Here is an 18,635-nt window from a genome sequence, read left to right as displayed (position 1 = left end):
ATCAGCCGCCGCTCGTCATCGGATCGCGCGTGGGCGGTGTGCTTGTGCGCGGGGCAGGCTGTGCGGATTTCAACTCGCCATCGGGTGTACGTCCGGGGGACTTACTGCGATAGGTCTTGCCCGGCGGCGGGGCCGTGGGGCGCTGGCGCACGTCGGCCAGCAGTTTGCCGCACGGGCTGTCCGGCGCGGGCTTGAGTTCCAGCACCGGTAGCACTGCCGCGATGGGTGCCGCAAACGCCAGCGCTACCGCACCACCCGCGCGCAGCGCCACCACGGCCGGGTTGATCGACACATCTGGATGCTTGTACGTGCCCTTCACGTACAGCGGCGTGCGCAGCGAGAACACGCGCAACCCCTTCGAATCCGGATGGATGGTGAAGTCCAGCGCCTCCTGCTTGAAGCTTGTCGCGCCGGTCACGTCGATCACCGCATCCTGCGTGTCCACCACAAAGGTTCGCGCCTGTGCCAAACCGTTGCTCACCGCAAAGTCGCCGGCTGCGCAGTTGATGGTGACTTGCTTGTCGCCGAAGAGCTTGGTGAGGATCACGTTGCCGACGTTCAGCCCCATGGCTTCCAGGATGAACTTGCTGATGGTGCCTCGCTCCACGAGCACTTTCATTTCGCCGTTGGACGAGCCGAGCAGGGCGGCGACCGAGTTGCCAGTGGCGGAGAGGCGCGCGTCGCCGTTGATCTCGCCCACGCTGGCGCGCATGGAGTCGATCTTCGGGAACAGCTGCTTGATCTTGAAATGCCGCGCCGCCAGCGCCGCGCGTGCCTGCATCGGCGTGGCGTGGCCGTCGAGCTGGATGTTGGAGGTGAGCGTGCCGCCCGCAATGCCGAAGTTGAGTGGGTCGAGCGTGAGTACCGCGTCCTGCAGCTTGATGTGCGTGACGAGGTGGTCGATCGGCAGGTCGGCGCTGTGAACGATGCGCTCGCCGGTGAACTTCACATCGGCGTCGATGGCGTTCCAGCGGTCGGTGCGGAAGGGCTCGACCGGTAGCACCTTGTCGGCTGGCTGGCGGACGGTCTTGTTGTCGCCCGGTTCTGCGCTAGGATCGGCACGTTTGGCCTTGCTGGCATTGGAGTCGGCGCCGATGATCGGGGCCAGGTCGGCAAACAGCAGTTGGTGCGAGACCAGCTCGCCCGTCAATTGCGGGCGCGGCTCACGCATGGCGAAGGTGAGCGTGCCGCTCAGGTCCGAGCCACCTACGCGGCCGGTGAATTTTTCGTAGCGCCAGCTCGAACCCTGCTTGCGTAGTTCGCCGATCAGGCGGCCGCGCGTGTCAAACGGTGGTGTGTCAGGCAGCACCACGCCCGTCAGCGGATACAACTGCGCCATGCTGGCGCCCGATAAGTGCAGGCGCAGGTCCAGCGCCGCCAGGCTGGCCGGGTTGGTGAGCGTGCCTGCCAGATCGATGCGTGTCTTGCCGACTGTCACGTCGGCCTGCAGCGGGTAAGGGCGCTTGGCATCTTGCAGGCGCAACACGCCGCCGGCTTTGCCGCTGCCGTTGATGGCGGCGTTGTTGTACGTACCCTTGACCGTCCAGGCGATGCCGTAGGGCTGCTCAGGATCGGGTGTGACAGGCGCATTGGCAGCCGCACCCGAGGCCGCTGTGCCCGGGGTCGTCGGCACCGTCGCTGGTTGCTCGCCGCCTTTGATGCCGATGCCGTTGGCTGCGGTGTACAGCGCTTGGTTGTCGACCGTGTCGATGGTGGCCGCCAGGTGGATTCGCTTGATGTCGTCATCCAGCGCCAGCGAGCCCTTGCTGAAGGCGATTTCGCGCAGCTCCAGCTTCCAGTCGGACGGCTTGTTTTCGCTGCCTTCGCCATTGCCAGCGAGGTCGAATGTCCAGTTGTTGCGGTTCTGCTTGTCGCGTTCCAGTGCAATGGCCGGCGTATCGAGCGTCACGCTCGGGATGACGATGCGGTGCGCCAGCAGCGGCAGCGCTTCCAGCACGAAGGTGAGCTGATGGATCGTCGCCACATGCGGCTGTTTGGTCCAGTCCGGATTGCCGACGGTGATGTCGTTGGCAATCAGGCGCGGCCAGGGCACATAGGCACGCCAGCCGGTTTCGTCTTCGGGCGTCTTCCAGGTCAGCATCAGGTCGCCGTTGATGGCGAACGCGCGGCCGATGGCTTGCGAGACATGGTCGTTCAGGTACGGCTTGGCGCGGTTCCAGTCGAACGTCAGCACAAAGATGACCGCCGCCGCCACGATGACAACGGGCGAGATGACCAGTCCGAGGGCGAGCTTGCCTGAGGTTCGCATGGGTTTTCTTATTCGTTTGACACGTAAAAATCCGACTCGCCGCGTTGTTATATAGTTCGGCGCAGTCCCGATTCAATTGTGTCATGAGCCAAGTAGCAATCAGCGCACCCGCGCACCCGCCCATTCTCGATGACGAATATGCACGCCGCTTTGGCGGTGTCGCACGCTTGTATGGCCCCAACGCGCTGGAGCGTTTTGCGGCCGCACACGTGTGCGTGATCGGCATCGGCGGGGTGGGTTCATGGGTGGCCGAAGCTCTGGCGCGTTGCGGTGTCGGCAAGCTCACGCTGATCGATCTCGACCACATTGCCGTCTCCAACACCAACCGCCAGATTCACGCGCTGGGCGATGCCTACGGTATGGCCAAGGTCGATGCCATGGCGGAGCGCATCCTGCAGATCAACCCACGTGCAGAGATCAGCCGCATCGACGATTTCGTCACCGTGGAAAACGTCGAGGCATTGCTTGGCCACCCGTTCGACTACGTGATCGACGCCATCGATGCCGTGAAGGTGAAGACCGCCATCCTCGCGTTCTGCAAGCGCACCGGCAAACGCGTGGTGACCTGCGGTGCGGCAGGCGGGCAACTGGACCCGACGCGCATTCGCGTGACCGATCTCACCCGCACGATTCAAGACCCGCTGCTCGCCAAGGTGCGCGGCAACCTGCGCCGTCAGCATGGCTTCTCAAAGAACCCCAAGTCGCGCTTCGGTATCGATGCCGTGTTCTCGGATGAGCCGCTGCGCTATCCGGAGCCGGAACAGCAGGCCTGCGCAGTCGAGTTGCCTGCTGAGTCGAGCCACGCCGGCATTGATGATCTGGCGGCGGCTGGGGAGATCGAAGTCGTCAATGCGCCGCCCGCACCGCAGCCTTCGCAAGGCCCGCAAGGGTTGGCTTGCGCAGGCTTCGGCTCGTCGGTGTGCGTGACGGCGGTGTTCGGGATGGTGGCGGCGTCGACCGCCTTGCGAGCGATCGCGGCCGTCTGATAGGGGGCTAGTGGGGCAGGAGCTGGTCCAGCTTTTCCTGGATCTGGTCTGCGTAGCGCCCCGACCATTCGCTACTCGGCTGGCTGTTGGCGAACAGCACGAACGCCGGCATGACCGATACGCCGTACTTGGCCGCGGTGCCCTCGTTCTCGTCAAAGTCCATGGTGACGAACGTGGCGCGCCCCGCGTAGCTCGACTCCATCTTCTCCAGGCTGGCTACCGCACACTGGCTGGGGTGGCTCCACTCTGCGGCAAAGCACACGACCACGGGCTTGCTTTGCGAGGCGTCGATCACGTCTGACTGAAACGAGGCATCGTTGACGATCTTCATGGGCACTCCTTCGTCGGGGTGGGGAAGCTCCCGCGCAGCAACGGCGCGCGAGCAGATCCACTCTGACTCTAGGCAGGCAGAACCCGATCGACAACCCGTGTTCAGCCGACGTGCTCGATGTTGCGCATCTGGCTGCCCATTTGTGCGAGATACGTCGTCATCATGCGGTCCATCACGTCCACGTGCTGGGCAAACCACTCGGGCAGTTCCGCCACCAGACGGCGCCCCAGTTCCATTTCGCCCGCAGCGGCACGCTTGCGCACTTCACGGCACAGCGCCAGCACGTTGTCGTGCTCACCGCGATGGCAATGGCGTGGGGGAAACTCCGCCGCGTCCATCCACGCGTTTTCTTCGCCGAAGTGGATTTCGGTATGCGCGATGAAGGCGTCGAGTGCAGCAATGAAGTCGGCGTCCGACGCGTCGGCCACGGTGTTGAGCAGTGCGCAGAACTCGGCGTGGTTCGCGTCGGTGGCGGCGTCGCCGAGCTGGAGCGCTTCAGACCATTCGATCACGGGCATGGCGGGTGGATGTGCGGGATGGACAAGGCCGTCAGCTTACGCGACGGCCTTTGTAGTCTGGTTTGACGCCGGGCAAATCGCTTATTCAGCGTCTGCCGCGGGATGCTGCTGCATCACTTCCACCGCTCGCGCATACAGCGCCACCGATGGCGCATAGCCGCGTCCGATCTGGTACAGCGTGCCGTTCTGCTCGGCCAGCAGGCTGGGGAAGCCGTTGATGCCCCAGCGGCGGGAGAGGCGGAAGTCCTCGCGTGTTTCGTCGCGCAGGGCGTCGGTGTCGAACACGGCGTCGAAGTGCGCGGCGTCGATGCCATTGGCAATGGCGACGTCGCGCAGCACGTCGGCCTGCGTCGTGTCGCGGCCCTCGGCATAGAAGGCATGCTGCACGGCATGAAAGAGCGTGAGCACGCGCTCGTCATCCTCGCCCCACTGTTCGCGCGCCATGACCACGGCGCGGCAGGCGGGCTCGGTGTCGTAGACGAAACCATCGCGGCGCATGGCCACCTCGGGCGACTGGTCGAACGGCATGCCGCTGCGCTCGGCCACGGCGTGCCAGTGGTGGAGGATCTCGTCGCGCTTGTCCGCCGCCATGGGCTCGCGCTGGCCGGGGCGCAGGCCACCGGTGATGAGCGTGACAGGCACCGGCGCGCCAAGCAGCTCGCCCAGCCGCTTGCGCAGATCGGCAAGCTGCGGGCCGAAGCCGTAGCACCACGAGCACATCGGATCGGCTACGTAGATGAGTCGCATGGTCAGTTCAGTTTGGAGGCCAGCTGGCGGCGCCAGTGCGACACCGCCTGTGGTGCGTCGCGCATCATGTCGAACACCGACACCATGGTCTTGCGCGCGATGTCGTCGCGGAAGGCGCGGTCGCGCTCGACGATGGCGATCAGCTGTTCGAGTGCGGCTTCGTAGTTTTGCTGCGCGATGTACCGCTCGGCAAGGTCCAGGCGGGCTTGCAGGTTGTTGGGTTCGCTCTCGACGCGCATGCGCAGGGCGTTGGCATCGGGCAGCGCATCGGCGTGTTCTGTGGCTTTCAGGCGCGTTTGCAGCGGGCCGTAGCGCTCGTCCTGCGGTGCCTTGGGCGAGAGCAGCGCGAACTCACCCTGCGCTGCGCGTACGTCCCCGCTGTCCAGCAGCAGGTTGACCAGCTCGAAGCGTGCCGCATCGAAGCCGGGGTCGAACGCCAGCGCATTCTGAAAGGCCTCGCGCGCATGGGCGACCTCGCCGGCCTGGCGCTCGGCCAGCCCTTCGCGGTAGGCCACGTCGGCTGGCTGCGGGATCACGCGGTCAAGAAACCCACGCAACTGCCCTTCAGACAGCACGCCGACAAACTGGTCGACCGGCTTGCCGTCCACAAAGGCGACCACGTACGGAATGCTGCGCACGTTGAAGTGCGCTGACAACTCGGGGTTTTCATCTGAATTGACCTTGGCGAGCTTCCACTTGCCGGCGTATTCAGCCTCGAGCTTTTCCAGCATCGGGCCCAGCGTGCGGCAGGGCCCGCACCACGGCGCCCAGAAATCGACCAGTACCGGGACTTGGCGAGATGTTTCGATCACTTCTTGCGCGAAACTCTGCGAGGTGACGTCGCTCATCGGCGGGGTTCTCCTGGGAAAAGTGCGGCCGGCTGTGTTTGCCGGCGGTGTGTCGAGCATTCTACTTGGGGGTGTTTGGGGCTGCTTCCAGGTTGTTTTCGCGTTCTTAAAAATGGCTGTCCTGACAACGGTTGAAAATAGAACGATCGTTCGGATACCATCGGGTAAAAACAACAGACAGATTCACGGAGACACGATATGACACGACCGCACTTCCAGTTCTGGCCCCGGCGCATGCCGCACAACATTGGCTCGCCGCAAACGAGTCTCTGGTACAACCTGGAAGTGTCCGCGCGACGCTATCCGGACAAAGACGCGATCATCTTCTACGGCCGCCACACCACCTTCCGTGAACTGCACGACGACGCGCTCGCCGTGGCCGGCTGGCTGCAGCAGGTGGCCGGCGTGCAGAAGGGCGACCGCGTGCTGCTGTACATGCAGAACTGCCCGCAGTTCATGGCCGCCTACTACGGCATCCTGCGCGCCGACGCGGTGGTGGTGCCAGTCAACCCGATGAACCGGCCGGAAGAATTCAAGCACTACATCACCGATGCGGGCGCCGCCACGGTCATCTGCAGTGCGGATCTGGCCGTCAACGTGACGACGTCCAACGCCGAACTGCCAGAAGCGCAACGTACGAAGCATCTGCTGGTGACGTCGTACGCCGACGCGTTGCCGGCCACGTACGAATACCCCGAAGATGCGCCGCCTGCGTGGATCACGGCGGAGCATCCGGCACAGCCGGGCGCCGTTGCCTGGAGCGATGTGCTGGCCCAGCGCCTGGTCCCTGGCCTGCACACCGCCGGGCCGGACGACTTGGCTGTGATGCCGTACACGTCGGGCACCACCGGGTTCCCGAAGGGCTGCATGCACCCGCACCGCACCGTCATGCACAACGTTGTGGGCGGCTCGATGTGGTCGAGTTCAACCAAAGAAGGCGTGAGCCTGTCGATCATCCCGCTGTTCCACGTGACCGGCATGCAGTACGGCATGAACGCGCCGATCTACATGGGCTCCACGGTGGTGATGCTGCCGCGCTGGGATCGCGAAGTGGCCGGGCGGCTGATCTCGCGTTACAAGATCACGCATTGGACGAACATCCCGACCATGGTGATCGACTTCCTGGCGAGCCCCCAACTGGCGGAGTTCGACCTGTCGAGCCTGGCTTACATCGGCGGTGGCGGCGCGGCGATGCCCCAGGCCGTGGCCGAGCGCCTGCTGAAAGATTTCAACCTGGCGTACCAGGAAGGCTACGGCCTGTCGGAAACCATCGCGCCCACGCACAGCAACCCGGCCGACCGGGCCAAGCAACAGTGCCTGGGCATTCCCGTGTTCAACACCGACGCACGCATCGTCGACCCGCAGACACTGCAGGAGCTGCCCATTGGTGAGGTGGGCGAGATCATCGTCAGCGGCCCGCAGGTGTTCCTGGGCTACTGGGGCAAGCCGCAAGCCACCGCCGAGGTCTTCATCGAGTTCGAGGGCAAAAAGTTCTTCCGCACGGGCGACCTCGGCAAGATGGATGAAGACGGCTACTTCTTCCTGACCGACCGCTTGAAACGCATGATCAACGCCTCGGGTTTCAAGGTCTGGCCAGCCGAGGTGGAGAGCCTGCTGTATAAGCATCCGGACGTGCAGGAGGCCTGCATCATCGGCACGCGGGACGCGTATCGCGGCGAGTCGGTCAAGGCCGTGGTCGTGCTCAAGGCGCATGCCAAGGGCAAAACCACGGAAGACGACATCATCAACTGGGCGCGCGACAACATGGCCGCGTACAAGTATCCGCGTGTGGTGGAGTTTGTCGATGCGTTGCCCAAGTCCGGCACGGGCAAGGTGATGTGGCGCACGCTGCAGGAGCAGGAGAACGCCAGGAACGCGGCGGCTGAAAAACCGGCAGCAGCCTAAAGAGGAAGGGGCCCGGGTGGCCCCTTTTTCAATGCCCGCGTGCCTTGAAGAGCAGCGCGCCGATACCGTGAAAGCCGCGCTGGCGCGCATGCCGCATTGGCGTAACGCCAGCCCGGTCGGGCATGTTTGGATCGGCGCCCGCGTCGAGCAGGAGCTGCACGATCTTTTCGTACTTGTCGCTGCCATCGCCCATGGCCACGGCTTCGATCAGCGCCGTCAGGCCGAGGTTGTTGGTTGCGTCGGGCGGTACGCCGGCCTTGGCAAGTTCGTTCACCACTTCCACGTAACCCCGGCGCGCAGCCGGGATCAGCGCGGTGTCGCCCTCGGCATTGGTGGCGCGCAGGTTGGCCCCGTGCGAGAGCGCCAGACGCACGGTTTCCGCATCGCCCTGGCTTGCGGCGAGCAGGAAGGCGCTGTTCTGGGCGTTGTCCTGCACGTTGACGTCGGCGCCGGCCTGGATGAGCAGGCGGGCCGCCGCGCCCATATGCGCTGCCACGGCGGCAATGAGCGCGGTGCGGCCCTCGGCATCGCGCGCCTTGAGGCTGGCACCGTCGGCCAGCAGCGCCTGGATGACCATTGTGTTGCCGGTTTGGGCGGCGGCAATCAGGTCGCGGTCACGCGTGGCAGGGTCGCTGCGATGGGCTGGACGCGTGGCAGGCGCGGCACCGGGCGTGGCTTTGGTGCTTGTACTGGCAGCCACACGCAGCGTCGGCAGATGCTGCTCTTGCCAGGCGTTGGCCATGTCACCCACTGCCAGCGCGAGACCCAGCATGACACCGATCAGCTGGTTGAGCGCGGGATGGCGGGCGAGGAGCATGGCTGGAGGGCTCAGGCGCTGAGATAAGGGTCGGGCTGCTCTGTAGGCTCGGCCGTGGCAGGTGCGTTGGCGGCATCCATTGCCTGCAGGCGTGTCCACAGACGGTCCAGATACGGATCGTGCAGTCCGTTGCTGGCCAGGCCGATCAGCGTGCGTTGCAGATATTCACGTGCCGGCCCGTAGAGGCCGACCGCATCGCGCAGGCAGCCGACCACGCGCTCGTCGGGCAGGCGGCCGGCGTAGGCGTCATGCGCACGGTTCATGACAAAGGCCAGCGCGAAGACGCGTTCGCCGTTGATCTCGGTGGGCAGCCAGCGCGGCTGGTAGGCGCCGGTCAGCATCTCGCGGCGCCACAACACGCGGAATTCACGTTCGGCATGGGCGCGCGGCACGCGGAAGGCCATGCCCCGGCAACTGCCGCCACGGTCCAGGCCGAGCACCAGCCCCGGGTTGTCCCAGGTGCCGCGATTGATGCGGGAATACAGATAGAAGCCGCGGTGGTATCCGTGTACCGTGGCGGGCGCCGCCGCGGTGTGGAAGATCATCGGGTTCCAGATCAGGGAGCCGTACCCGAACACCCAGGCGTCCTGGCATTCGCAGGGCGCACTCGACAACCGCGCGAGCGTCGATGCAAGCGACGCTTCCAGCGCAGCCTCGGTTAGCAACGACGACGCGACGGGTGAATCACCCAGGGCGTCGCGCAACCGGTTCTGTTCGAGATCCTCTCGGGTGACGGCCATGTCGCAAGCATAGAGCAATCGTTACGCGTGGTCACGCAGGCGGATGGGCGATCCCGCTGAAATATCGCGTTGCTCGGGTCGGGAAGCGTTTGGCTATGGCGCGGCCGCAACGGTACGCACGGTGAGGCCGGAAAACTGGAGGCGGGGGAACGGAATTGAACCGTCTTATACGGCTTTGCAAGCCGCAGCATTGACCACTCTGCCACCCCGCCGGGGGAGGGGGCCTGCGATGTGTCGGATGATCTATCGCAGGCCGGGCGCGATTCTAGCGCAGGATCAGACTTCCAGCAGATCGACTTCGAAAAGCAATGTTGCGTTCGGGGGGATCACGCCGCCCGCGCCGCGCGCACCGTAACCCAGCTCGGCCGGGATGATGAGCTTGCGCGTGCCGCCCACCTTCATGCCTTGTACGCCTTCATCCCAGCCCTTGATGACGTGGCCGGCGCCCAGCGGGAAGGCGAACGGATCGTTGCGGTCTTTGCTGGAATCGAACTTCTTGCCAGCCTGGCCGTTGTCGTACAGCCAGCCGGTGTAGTGCACGGTGACGTACTTGCCGGCGGCGGCCTCTGCGCCGTCGCCGACGACGACGTCCTCATATTGCAGGCCGCTAGCGGTGGTCGTGGTGGTCATGTTGAACCTCGTGGTGTGGGCGTGGATGAGAGAGGGCTCAGGCAGCCTGTGCGGCTTTGAGCGTTTCAAGCTGGACGTGGACGTTGTCCGCGTCGTTGGCGATCCAGATGTCGCCATCCTGGATGGTGACCTGCAGACGCATGGTGCGTTCTACCATGGCGGCCAGCGCGGCTACGGTGTCGGGCGCCACTTCGTAGACCGACAGGTTGGCAAAGCGCGCGACCTTGTTTTCGATCTGCTGCCACCACACGCGGCTGGCATTGCCGCTATACGTATACACAGCGACCTGCTCGGCACGGTTGCTGGCCTTGCGCACGCGGGTTTCGTCGGGATTGCCGAGGTCGATCCAGAGTTCGATGGCGTCGGTCAGGTCACGTTGCCAGAGTTCGGGCTCGTCGGGCTCGGACAGGCCGCGCGTGAAGGCGAGCGTTTCACTGGCGTGGCGGGCAAAAGCGAGCACGCGCACCATCATGCGCTCGTCGTTCTCGCTCGGGTGGCGGGCGACGGTCAGCGCGTGGTTGCCGTAGTAGTGGCGATCCATGTCGGCGATCTGTAGATCGACCTTGTAGATCGTGGATTTGAGGGCCATTCGGGCAGCGGGTTTTTCAGCAAAGCGCGCATTGTCGCACGGCATCGTGACGCGGTTGTCGTGCCGTTTGGCGCTTTCGTACTTTGGTACATTCCCTTCGGGGCCGGATTGCTGTATACGCAAGCGGTGTGCGCATCTTGGGCAGGTGTCGGGTTGCCCGGGGCGCAGGAAATGCGCGCGCATTTTCCAATACCAACAGGACAATCAGAACGATGCGTTGGATTTTCGGAATCGTGGGCCTGGTGTTCGGGGCTTTCTCAGGGGGTGTGGTTGGCGCGTTCTTTGGCGCGCTGATCGGTGTCGGATTGGCTTCGCTGATCCTGGTCATGGACAAGCGGGCCAGCTCGCAATGGGCCAAGGCGCCTGACGTCGCCCAGGGCAATGCGCCGGCGCAGGTGCCGGTGGCTGTGCCGATCAATGAGCGTGTAACGCGGCTGGAGCATGAGGTGGCGCTGCTGCGCCGCCAGATCGCCGAGCTGAAAGGGCAGTCGTTTGCAACGCCCGCGCCGCAAGCGCCGGCGGCCGTCGAACCCGTGGTGGCTCCTGTGCCTGAAGCGGTGCCGGTGCCCATCGTTGCCGAATCGTTGCCGCCCGTGGAGGCGCCCGCTGTGTCGCAACCGGTGCCTGTTGCTCCGCCGGTTGCCCAACCCACGCTGATCCCCCACGAACCCGATTGGGTGGAACGCGCTGTCGGCGCCGCACGTGATTGGCTGCTGGGCGGCAACAGCGTGGTGCGGGTCGGCATCCTGATCCTGTTCTTTGGCGTGGCCTTCCTGCTCAAGTATGCGGCCGACAACAGCCTGCTGCCGGTTGAGTTCCGCCTCGCGGGGGTGGCGGTTGGGGCGATCGTGCTGCTGGGCATTGGCTGGCGCCTGCGCGATAAGCGCCCCGGTTATGCGCTGGTGCTGCAGGGCGGTGGGGTCGGGGTGCTGTACCTGACTGTCTTTGCGGCGACACGCATGGTGCCGTTGCTGACGCCGGGGATGGCGTTTCCGTTGCTTGTGCTGATCTGCGCATTGGCAGCCGGGCTGGCCGTCAAGCAGAACGCGCCGGCGTTGGCCTTTACCGGCAGCGCGGGTGGTTTCCTGGCACCGATCCTGATTTCGACCGGGCAGGGTAGCCATGTGGCGCTGTTCAGCTACTACGCGCTGCTTAACGCAGGCATCTTCGCCATCGCGTGGTTCCGTGCATGGCGCGCGCTGAATCTGCTGGGCTTCGTGTTCACCTTTGGCATTGCCACGGCTTGGGGTGCGCTGCGCTACGAGCCTGCGTTGCTCAAGAGCACCGAGCCGTTCCTGATCCTGTTCTTCCTGATGTATGTGGGCATTGCGCTGCTGTACGCGCTGCGCCGCCATGTCAGCCTCAAGCATTACGTAGACGGCACGCTGGTGTTCGGCACGCCGCTGGTGGCGATGGGCCTGCAGGCTGCGCTGGTGCACCACATTCCGTTTGCGATGGCGTGGAGTGCCGCGGTGCTGGCGGCGTTCTATCTGGGCATTGCCGCATGGCTCGCGCCCAAGCGGGCGCGCCTGGGGCTGCTGTTTGAATCGATGTTTGCGCTGGGCGTGATCTTCATCACCCTGGCGATTCCGTTGGCCTTCGACGGACGTACGACCAGTGCAGTCTGGGCGGTGGAAGGTGCCGCAGTCGTCTGGGCTAGCGTGCGCCAGCAGCGTCGTCTGGCGCTGGCGGCTGGCTTGCTGCTGCAACTGGCGGCGGGCGTGGCCTTTGTTTTGGGGGTGCTGCTGGAGTGGTCGGCGTCGCTGCAGTGGCCGGTGCTCAACAGCCACTACATCGGTGGGGTGCTGATCGCTGTGGCGGGCCTCTTCAGCGGTTGGCGCCTGCACGGCAAGGCCGAAGCGCGCGACTGGCTGAAGGTGGCACCTGCGCTCGGCATGGCCGCCTCGGTGTGGGGCTTGCTGTGGTGGCTTGGCAGTGGTGGCGATGAGATCGACCGCTATGCATGGCGCCTCGCCACCAAGGCTGTTGACAGACCGGACATCCCGCTTTACGCCGCCTTTGCGGTGCTGACCGCATGGGGTGCGCACGGCCTGCGCCGCAAGCTCGACTGGGCGCTGGCGGAGTGGCCTGCACTGGCGTTGTCGCCCGTGCTTGCGCTGATCGCGTTGATGGCGATCGAACACTGGACGCCGTCGCCGCTGGCCGGGTGGGGTGGGGCGGTGTGGATCGCATCGATCGTGCTGGCCTTTGTGCTGCTGCGCCGTCAGCAGCGCACGATGGAGCAAAAGCGGGGCGACGCCATCCTCGCGCCACTGCATACGGTGCTGTTCTGGCTGATTTGCGGCATGTTGGCCACCGAGGGCTACTGGCGCCTGGATGCCTACGTGCCGGAAGGCACATGGAGCTTTGCTGCCTGGGCCTACGGCTATGGCGCGTTGCTCGCGCTGCTGGCGGGCGCAGGCTGGCGCATCCGCTGGCCGATTGCCCGCTTCGAGCGCGCTTATCTGCTGTGGGGGGCTGCGCCGCTGGCTGCGCTGCTGTGGCTGTGGAGCCTGGTCAGCGCCGCCAGCAACGGCGATGCCGCGCCGCTGTTCTACCTGCCCATCCTCAACCCGTTGGACGTGGCGCAGTTGCTGGTTTTCCTGGCCATCACGCTGTGGATGCGCCGCGTGGCACTGCAGAAGCTCGTGCCTGAGCCGATGGTGATCGGCTACGCGGTCGGTGCCACGCTGTTCATCTGGGCCAATGCGGTGCTGCTGCGTACGCTGCACCACTGGGCGCATATCCCATACACACTGGACGACCTGGGGGACTCGATGCTGGTCCAGGCGTCTCTGTCGATGTTCTGGACGGTGCTGGCTTTGGGCGTGATGGTGTTTGCTACGCGACGCGTGAGCCGTGCGCTGTGGTTCACGGGTGCGGCGCTGCTGGGCGTGACGGTGATCAAGCTGTTCCTCTTCGACCTGTCGCGCGTGACGGGGGTGGAGCGCATCGTTTCGTTCATCGGCATTGGCGTGCTGCTGCTGTTGATCGGCTATCTGTCGCCGCTGCCGCCCAAGGGCAAGGCGCTGGGTGAGGCCGAGACCAAGGAGGTTGTGTGAAGAAGGTTGTTCTTGCGATTGCCGTAGCGTCGCTGCTGTCTGCGCCGGCCTGGGCTGAGCGTTTTGCGTTGACGGGTACGCCCGGTGCGCCGTACTACGCTGTCACGCTCGGCGAAGACGTGTACGCCCATGCGCGCGACACCGGCCTGGCGGACCTACGCATCCTCAACGGCGACGGCGAGCCTGTGCCGTTCACCATTGAGATCCCGCGCGATCCGGCACCACAGGCACGCACGCTGCAGGATGTGCGCTGGTTTGCCACGCCCATCGACGAAGCGCAGAAGCCGGGCGCTGCCGGCGTCGTGCTCGGCACGGACGGTGTCCTGCGGGCCACTGGCACGCTTGCCTCACAGGAATCGGCGCGCGCGTGGCTGGTCGACCTGAGTCAGTTGCACGATACCGTGACGGCGCTGGTGGTTGGTTTGCCAGCCGCCGAATTCCAGAGCGGCGTGACCGTGCAGGCCAGCGACGACATGCAGCACTGGAACCCGGTGGGCCAGGCCACGTTGTTCCGCTTGTCCAACCAGGGCAGCACGCTGCTGCAGGATCGCATCGAGTTCACCGGCCTGCGTGCGAAATACCTGCGCCTGACCTGGCAGGGCAAGCCGCCCGCGCCCGACAGCGTGCGTGCGGAACTGGCGGCCGGTGCGCCCGTGTTGCCTGCCGACAGCGCCATCCAGTGGCGCACGGGGCTGACACCGGTGCTGACACCTGCTGCCGGTGACTACCAGTTTGATACAGGCGGTGCGTTTCCGGTGGAGCGCGTGAAGATTCATCTGCCGCAGCCCAACACCGTCGCGCAGGCAACGCTGTACGCGCGAGCGGATGCGCAGGCGCAATGGCGGCCGGTTGTGTCAACGCGGCTGTTCCACCTGGCAAGTGCTGGTGGGCAAGGCGAACAGGAAAACGCGCCGATCAGCGTGCCTGCCACCGGCGAGCGTTATTGGCGCCTGCAGGTCGACACGCGCAGCGGCGGCTTGGGTTCGGGCGCGCCGCAATTGGCGATCGGCTGGCGTCCGGCCACCGTCACCTACGCGGCGCGCGGCAACGTGCCGTTTGTGCTTGCGGTTGGGGAGGTGGCACGCGGTAACCCGATCGCACGGGCGGATCTGTTGGCGGGTGCTTCGCCCGCAATCGCACCCGCACAGCTTGGTGCGATGAGTGACTCGCCTTCCGATGCGATGACGGCAGAGCCGCCCGGCGGCAGGACGCGTCAATGGGTGCTGTGGGGCGCGCTGGTCGCTGCGGTGGTTGTGCTGGGCGGCATGGCGTGGCGGTTGTTCCGCACGTCGGCGACACCGCCGGGGTCATCTCAGTAGCAAACAAAACGGCGCCAAGGAGCGCCGTTTCTTATTGCGTGCAGGTGGGAGCGTCAGTGCGCGAAGGCCGGTTGCACAAACAGCGCAACGCTCAGGCCAAAGCCCGTAAACCACATGAGCGAGCGCAAGGCAGCCCAGTCGGCCAGGTAGCAGATCGTGTACAGCACGCGTGCCACGACGAATGCGATGGCGAGCAGGTTGACGCGATCGATCATGCCGCCGCCCAGGATGGCCACCAGCACGGCCACCGCAAAGAACGGGAACGCTTCAAAGTGGTTTTGCTGCGCGGCACCGGCGCGGCTTGCCAGACCGGTTTGCTGCGCGAGCCACGCGCGCGGGTTGCGGTTGTCGTAACGCGGGCCACGGGCCTTGGCGATGCCGACGCACACGATCGGCAACACCGCCGCCACCAGAACGCACCAGAGGGCGATCGGCATGGTCAGTCTCCTGGACAGTAGTGAAGGTGCCGCACCGTAGCACAGGTGGCGTTTTCAAACACCAGAAGGGTTAGCGCCGCTAACAAAACCCTCCTGGCGTCGTTACGCCTCCTTGCCGTACTTCTTGTACTGTCTGCGTCGGCGCGCCTAGCCAGGACCGCTACGCTGGGTTTTGTTGGCGGCGCTTAGTCAGCTTCGTGCACGGCGATGCGGATGTCGCCCAGCATGACCACCTGGCCCGCACGGATCTTGGCGGTCTTGCGCGACTCCGGCTGGCCGTCAACGGTGACGCCGCCATCGGCGACGACCGCCTTGCCGGCGCCGCCACTGTCGACCACGCCGGTGAGTTTGAGCAACTTGTGCAGCTCGATGTATTCGGTGTTCAGGGCGAAATCGATGTTGGGCATGGCAGAGAATAGTGCGTGGTTTATTGCGGGGAAGCTTCCACGCTGATGTCGAGGTCGACGCGGTCGCCCACGTCGGGCAGGAACCGCGTCATGCCGAAAGCGCTGCGGGCGATGGCGAGGTGAAAATCGCCGCCGCATACGTGGCGTGTGGTGCCGGCCAATTTCATGTCGCCGCAGTTGAAGCGGCGCACATCCAGTCGCACCGGTTGCGTCACGCCCCGCAGCGTCAGCTTGCCTTCGATGGCGACGAGCTTGCCGTCTTGTACGACAAAGCGATCGCTGCGCAGGCGGATGATCGGAAACTGCGCAGCATCCAGAAACTGCTCGGATTTCAGCACACCATCCAGCACCGGCAGACGCGTATTGACGGATGCGGCGTCGATGGTGAAATCGATACCGCCTTGGCTCGTCGCCTCGTCAAAGTCGATGGCGCCGTCGATCTTGTCGAAGCGGCCACGTACCGTAGATCGATCGAAGTGCGAGGTGCCGAAGTACACCGACGTATGTGCCAGGTCTGGCGTGAACGGTGCGGCAAGGGCAGAGGTGCTGAGCACCCCCGCCAGCATCAGAAACCATGCACGCATGGTGCCTCCTTACTCAGGGGCCCACACATGCATGGGCCTGTGCTTACTTGCCCCAGCTGTCCTTCAGGCCGACCACGCGGTTGAACACGGGCTTGCCCGGTTGCGAGTCGATGCGGTCAGCCACGAAGTAGCCGTGGCGCTCGAACTGGAAGCGGTCTTCCGGCTTGGCCGTTGCCAGTGTCGGCTCCAGGTAGGCCGTGACGATCTTCTTGGAGTTCGGGTTGAGCGCATCCAGGAAGTTCTTGTCGCCCGAATCCGGCTGCGGGTCGCTGAACAGGCGGTCGTACAGGCGTACTTCGGCCTCAAGCGCATGCGCGGCGCTCACCCAGTGGATGTTGCCCTTCACCTTCACGCTGTCAGCTCCCGGCGTGCCGCTTTTGGTGTCCGGGATGATGTTGGCGTGCACAGCGGTGATATTGCCGTCGGCATCCTTGTCGCAGCCGGTGCATTCGATCACGTAGCCGTAGCGCAGGCGCACCTTGTTGCCCGGGAACAGGCGGAAGTACCCCTTGGGCGGCGTCTCGGTAAAGTCTTCGCGCTCGATCCACAACTCGCGCGTGAGCGGGAATTCACGGCGGCCAAGTTCAGGCTGCTTCGGGTGTACCGGCGCCGAGCACGGCTCGTTGAAGTCTGCCGGCACGTTGTTGAGGATCAGCTTGACCGGGTCGAGCACGGCCACCGAACGCGGCGCACGCGCATCGAGGTCGTCGCGCACGGCGCCTTCCAGAATGCTCATGTCGATCCAGCTGTCAGCTTTGGATACGCCCACGCGTTCGCAGAAGAGCTGGATCGATTCCGGCGTATAGCCGCGGCGGCGGATGCCCACCAGCGTCGGCATGCGCGGGTCGTCCCAGCCGTCGACGCGTTGTTCGTTCACCAGTTGCAGCAGCTTGCGCTTGCTGGTGATGGCGTAGGTCAGGTGCAGGCGCGCAAACTCGTACTGATGCGGCAACGGTGCGGGCAGTGCGCCGGCGTCACGCAGATGATCGAGCACCCAGTCGTACAGCGGGCGGTTGTTCTCGAACTCCAGCGTGCACAGCGAATGCGTGATGTTCTCCAGCGCATCGGAAATGCAATGCGTGAAGTCGTACATCGGGTAGATGCACCACGCGTCGCCGGTGCGGTGGTGATGCGCATGGCGAATGCGGTACAGCACCGGATCGCGCATCACGATGTTGGGCGCGGCCATGTCGATCTTGGCGCGCAGCACCAACTCGCCGTCCTTGTACTTGCCGGCGCGCATGTCGCGGAACAGCGCGAGGTTCTCGTCCACCGAGCGATCACGGAATGGCGATGGTGTGCCCGGCTTGGTGAAGTCACCACGGTTGGCGGCGATCTGCTCGGCGCTTTGGCTGTCGACGTAGGCGGCGCCGCGCTGGATCAGCACTTCGGCAAAGCCGTAGAGCTGTTCGAAATAGTCGCTGGCGTAGTACAGGTGCGTGCCCGTGCCGTTTTCCCACGAGTAGCCGAGCCAGTGCACTGCGTCGATGATGGAGTCGACGTATTCGGTGTCTTCCTTGACCGGGTTGGTGTCGTCAAAGCGCAGGTGGCAGCGGCCTTGGTAATCCTTGGCCAGGCCGAAGTTCACCCAGATGCTCTTGGCGTGACCGATGTGCAGGTAGCCGTTGGGCTCCGGCGGAAAGCGCGTGATGACCGGCGGAAGGGCCTGGCCCTTGGAGTCCTTACGGCCGGCATAGGTGCCTTGCGTCAGGTCGCCATCAATGATTTGGCGCAGGAAGTTGGACGTTGGGGCGGCGGTTGCCCCGTTGGCGTTGTCTTGGCTCATGGGAATGCTTGATTCGGCAATCCCATGATTTTACCGTGCCCGGGGCGCTCTGCCGGGTTGTCCCTTATTTCCGTTGCGCCACGCCATCCAACGCTTGTGCACGCAGCGCCTCATTTGGGGCAGGAAAGGCTTGCTGGCGCAGTTGCGTGAGCTGCGCGGCGCGGTCGGCGTCAGACAGGCCGGGGAAGTTGTTGATGCGGTCGCGCTGCTGGGCGTAGGCGTCGTAGCGGCCACGCCAGATGGCTTCTTCACGGCTGGCCTGTACGAGGCGATCCGCCACGATGCCGTCGATGCCCTGGGCGGCCAGCCGCTGGCGGATCTGTGCCTCGCTCAGACCAACCTTGGTCCAGGAATCCATGTCGTTCGCGAGCTTGACCGGTGCGGAGGCATTGCGGCGGGCCTCTCGCAGGGCGGCCGGTAGGTTGGCCTCGATGGCTGCGAGCTTGGCGGCGCGTTGCTCGGGGGTGAGCGAGGGATCGGCCATCACGGCCAGGCGGTCGAGCGCGGCGGTGTCCAACGCGTCTTCGTCGCCATACCAGGCCTGGGCGACATCCGCGCCCAGATATTGGCGGCGCAGCGCAGCGCGGGCGCCGATCTGTTGCCGCAGCGTGGCAAGGATTTCGGGATGCTGTTGGACCTGCTCAAGGCTCGGTTTGCTGC

At 65.0% G+C, this 18,635-nt stretch carries 18 protein-coding genes and 1 tRNA gene; 4 read left to right on the top strand and 15 right to left on the bottom strand.

Annotated features, from left to right (window positions below; genetic code table 11):
• Window position 1: 1 nt before the first annotated feature.
• A complete protein-coding gene (locus JHD73_RS14765; RefSeq protein ID WP_199031025.1) occupies window positions 2-2,269 on the bottom strand; it encodes an AsmA family protein in 2,268 nt (755 codons plus the stop codon).
• 83 nt (window positions 2,270-2,352) lie between these two features.
• Between JHD73_RS14765 and tcdA the strand changes: the two genes are divergently transcribed.
• The gene (gene tcdA, locus JHD73_RS14760; RefSeq protein WP_199031024.1) at window positions 2,353-3,255 is read left to right on the top strand and encodes a tRNA cyclic N6-threonylcarbamoyladenosine(37) synthase TcdA; all 903 of its coding nucleotides are present in this window, start codon (window positions 2,353-2,355) and stop codon (window positions 3,253-3,255) included.
• A 7-nt stretch (window positions 3,256-3,262) separates the two neighbouring features.
• On the opposite strand, the gene JHD73_RS14755 is transcribed toward tcdA, so the two are convergent.
• The 4 genes from JHD73_RS14755 to trxA form a co-directional block, all read right to left on the bottom strand.
• Window positions 3,263-3,586, bottom strand: a complete 324-nt coding sequence (locus JHD73_RS14755) for a co-chaperone YbbN (RefSeq protein WP_021195195.1) — start codon at window positions 3,584-3,586, stop codon at window positions 3,263-3,265.
• A gap of 101 nt (window positions 3,587-3,687) precedes the next feature.
• On the bottom strand, window positions 3,688-4,104 hold the full coding sequence (locus tag JHD73_RS14750) for a bacteriohemerythrin (RefSeq protein WP_199031023.1): 417 nt from the start codon (window positions 4,102-4,104) through the stop codon (window positions 3,688-3,690).
• An 81-nt stretch (window positions 4,105-4,185) separates the two neighbouring features.
• Window positions 4,186-4,851, bottom strand: a complete 666-nt coding sequence (locus JHD73_RS14745; protein WP_199031022.1) for a DsbA family protein — start codon at window positions 4,849-4,851, stop codon at window positions 4,186-4,188.
• Between the two features lie 2 nt (window positions 4,852-4,853).
• Window positions 4,854-5,699, bottom strand: a complete 846-nt coding sequence (trxA, locus tag JHD73_RS14740) for a thioredoxin (RefSeq protein WP_199031021.1) — start codon at window positions 5,697-5,699, stop codon at window positions 4,854-4,856.
• Between the two features lie 198 nt (window positions 5,700-5,897).
• On the opposite strand from trxA, the gene JHD73_RS14735 reads away from it, so the two are divergent.
• Window positions 5,898-7,604, top strand: a complete 1,707-nt coding sequence (locus JHD73_RS14735; protein ID WP_199031020.1) for a long-chain fatty acid--CoA ligase — start codon at window positions 5,898-5,900, stop codon at window positions 7,602-7,604.
• 28 nt (window positions 7,605-7,632) lie between these two features.
• On the opposite strand, the gene JHD73_RS14730 is transcribed toward JHD73_RS14735, so the two are convergent.
• The 5 genes from JHD73_RS14730 to JHD73_RS14710 all read right to left on the bottom strand — a co-directional run bounded on the left by JHD73_RS14730 (window position 7,633) and on the right by JHD73_RS14710 (window position 10,380).
• Complete coding sequence (locus JHD73_RS14730; protein ID WP_199031019.1) at window positions 7,633-8,421, bottom strand: ankyrin repeat domain-containing protein; 789 nt, start codon at window positions 8,419-8,421, stop codon at window positions 7,633-7,635.
• 11 nt (window positions 8,422-8,432) lie between these two features.
• Window positions 8,433-9,161, bottom strand: coding sequence for a gamma-glutamylcyclotransferase (locus tag JHD73_RS14725; protein ID WP_199031018.1), 729 nt, complete (start codon window positions 9,159-9,161; stop codon window positions 8,433-8,435).
• A 136-nt stretch (window positions 9,162-9,297) separates the two neighbouring features.
• Window positions 9,298-9,373: transfer RNA gene (locus JHD73_RS14720), tRNA-Cys, on the bottom strand.
• 64 nt (window positions 9,374-9,437) lie between these two features.
• On the bottom strand, window positions 9,438-9,791 hold the full coding sequence (locus JHD73_RS14715; protein ID WP_199031017.1) for an FKBP-type peptidyl-prolyl cis-trans isomerase: 354 nt from the start codon (window positions 9,789-9,791) through the stop codon (window positions 9,438-9,440).
• 37 nt (window positions 9,792-9,828) lie between these two features.
• On the bottom strand, window positions 9,829-10,380 hold the full coding sequence (locus tag JHD73_RS14710; protein WP_199031016.1) for a YaeQ family protein: 552 nt from the start codon (window positions 10,378-10,380) through the stop codon (window positions 9,829-9,831).
• Between the two features lie 212 nt (window positions 10,381-10,592).
• On the opposite strand from JHD73_RS14710, the gene JHD73_RS14705 reads away from it, so the two are divergent.
• Together JHD73_RS14705 and JHD73_RS14700 are read left to right on the top strand one after the other, a co-directional pair.
• Window positions 10,593-13,442, top strand: coding sequence for a DUF2339 domain-containing protein (locus JHD73_RS14705; RefSeq protein WP_199031015.1), 2,850 nt, complete (start codon window positions 10,593-10,595; stop codon window positions 13,440-13,442).
• A complete protein-coding gene (locus tag JHD73_RS14700; RefSeq protein ID WP_199031014.1) occupies window positions 13,439-14,761 on the top strand; it encodes a DUF3999 domain-containing protein in 1,323 nt (440 codons plus the stop codon). The genes JHD73_RS14705 and JHD73_RS14700 overlap by 4 nt, the downstream gene beginning before the upstream one ends.
• 53 nt (window positions 14,762-14,814) lie before the next feature.
• Here the strand turns inward: JHD73_RS14700 and JHD73_RS14695 are convergent, their stop codons facing one another.
• The 5 genes from JHD73_RS14695 to JHD73_RS14675 form a co-directional block, all read right to left on the bottom strand.
• Entirely contained in the window at window positions 14,815-15,198 is a 384-nt protein-coding gene (locus tag JHD73_RS14695) for an MAPEG family protein (protein ID WP_199031013.1), read from the bottom strand.
• Between the two features lie 185 nt (window positions 15,199-15,383).
• Complete coding sequence (locus JHD73_RS14690) at window positions 15,384-15,605, bottom strand: RNA-binding S4 domain-containing protein (protein ID WP_021195183.1); 222 nt, start codon at window positions 15,603-15,605, stop codon at window positions 15,384-15,386.
• 20 nt (window positions 15,606-15,625) lie between these two features.
• A complete protein-coding gene (locus JHD73_RS14685; RefSeq protein ID WP_199031012.1) occupies window positions 15,626-16,189 on the bottom strand; it encodes a YceI family protein in 564 nt (187 codons plus the stop codon).
• Between the two features lie 43 nt (window positions 16,190-16,232).
• Window positions 16,233-17,975, bottom strand: coding sequence for a glutamine--tRNA ligase/YqeY domain fusion protein (locus JHD73_RS14680; protein ID WP_199031011.1), 1,743 nt, complete (start codon window positions 17,973-17,975; stop codon window positions 16,233-16,235).
• Between the two features lie 64 nt (window positions 17,976-18,039).
• Window positions 18,040-18,635 (bottom strand): lipase secretion chaperone (locus JHD73_RS14675; RefSeq protein WP_199031010.1); only part of this gene is annotated, 596 nt, incomplete at its 5' end.

It is taken from the genome of Ralstonia sp. ASV6 (assembly GCF_016429285.1).
Lineage (GTDB): Bacteria > Pseudomonadota > Gammaproteobacteria > Burkholderiales > Burkholderiaceae > Ralstonia > Ralstonia flaminis.
This window is presented reverse-complemented; position numbering and strand designations above follow the sequence as displayed.

Excerpts from the sequence above, each read along its gene's own strand:
- JHD73_RS14765 (WP_199031025.1), bottom strand. The coding sequence starts at position 2,269 with ATGCGAACCTCAGGCAAGCTCGCCCTCGGACTGGTCATCTCGCCCGTT.
- tcdA (WP_199031024.1), top strand. The coding sequence starts at position 2,353 with ATGAGCCAAGTAGCAATCAGCGCACCCGCGCACCCGCCCATTCTCGAT.
- JHD73_RS14755 (WP_021195195.1), bottom strand. The coding sequence starts at position 3,586 with ATGAAGATCGTCAACGATGCCTCGTTTCAGTCAGACGTGATCGACGCC.
- JHD73_RS14750 (WP_199031023.1), bottom strand. The coding sequence starts at position 4,104 with ATGCCCGTGATCGAATGGTCTGAAGCGCTCCAGCTCGGCGACGCCGCC.
- JHD73_RS14745 (WP_199031022.1), bottom strand. The coding sequence starts at position 4,851 with ATGCGACTCATCTACGTAGCCGATCCGATGTGCTCGTGGTGCTACGGC.
- trxA (WP_199031021.1), bottom strand. The coding sequence starts at position 5,699 with ATGAGCGACGTCACCTCGCAGAGTTTCGCGCAAGAAGTGATCGAAACA.
- JHD73_RS14735 (WP_199031020.1), top strand. The coding sequence starts at position 5,898 with ATGACACGACCGCACTTCCAGTTCTGGCCCCGGCGCATGCCGCACAAC.
- JHD73_RS14730 (WP_199031019.1), bottom strand. The coding sequence starts at position 8,421 with ATGCTCCTCGCCCGCCATCCCGCGCTCAACCAGCTGATCGGTGTCATG.
- JHD73_RS14725 (WP_199031018.1), bottom strand. The coding sequence starts at position 9,161 with ATGGCCGTCACCCGAGAGGATCTCGAACAGAACCGGTTGCGCGACGCC.
- JHD73_RS14715 (WP_199031017.1), bottom strand. The coding sequence starts at position 9,791 with ATGACCACCACGACCACCGCTAGCGGCCTGCAATATGAGGACGTCGTC.
- JHD73_RS14710 (WP_199031016.1), bottom strand. The coding sequence starts at position 10,380 with ATGGCCCTCAAATCCACGATCTACAAGGTCGATCTACAGATCGCCGAC.
- JHD73_RS14705 (WP_199031015.1), top strand. The coding sequence starts at position 10,593 with ATGCGTTGGATTTTCGGAATCGTGGGCCTGGTGTTCGGGGCTTTCTCA.
- JHD73_RS14695 (WP_199031013.1), bottom strand. The coding sequence starts at position 15,198 with ATGCCGATCGCCCTCTGGTGCGTTCTGGTGGCGGCGGTGTTGCCGATC.
- JHD73_RS14690 (WP_021195183.1), bottom strand. The coding sequence starts at position 15,605 with ATGCCCAACATCGATTTCGCCCTGAACACCGAATACATCGAGCTGCAC.
- JHD73_RS14685 (WP_199031012.1), bottom strand. The coding sequence starts at position 16,189 with ATGCGTGCATGGTTTCTGATGCTGGCGGGGGTGCTCAGCACCTCTGCC.
- JHD73_RS14680 (WP_199031011.1), bottom strand. The coding sequence starts at position 17,975 with ATGAGCCAAGACAACGCCAACGGGGCAACCGCCGCCCCAACGTCCAAC.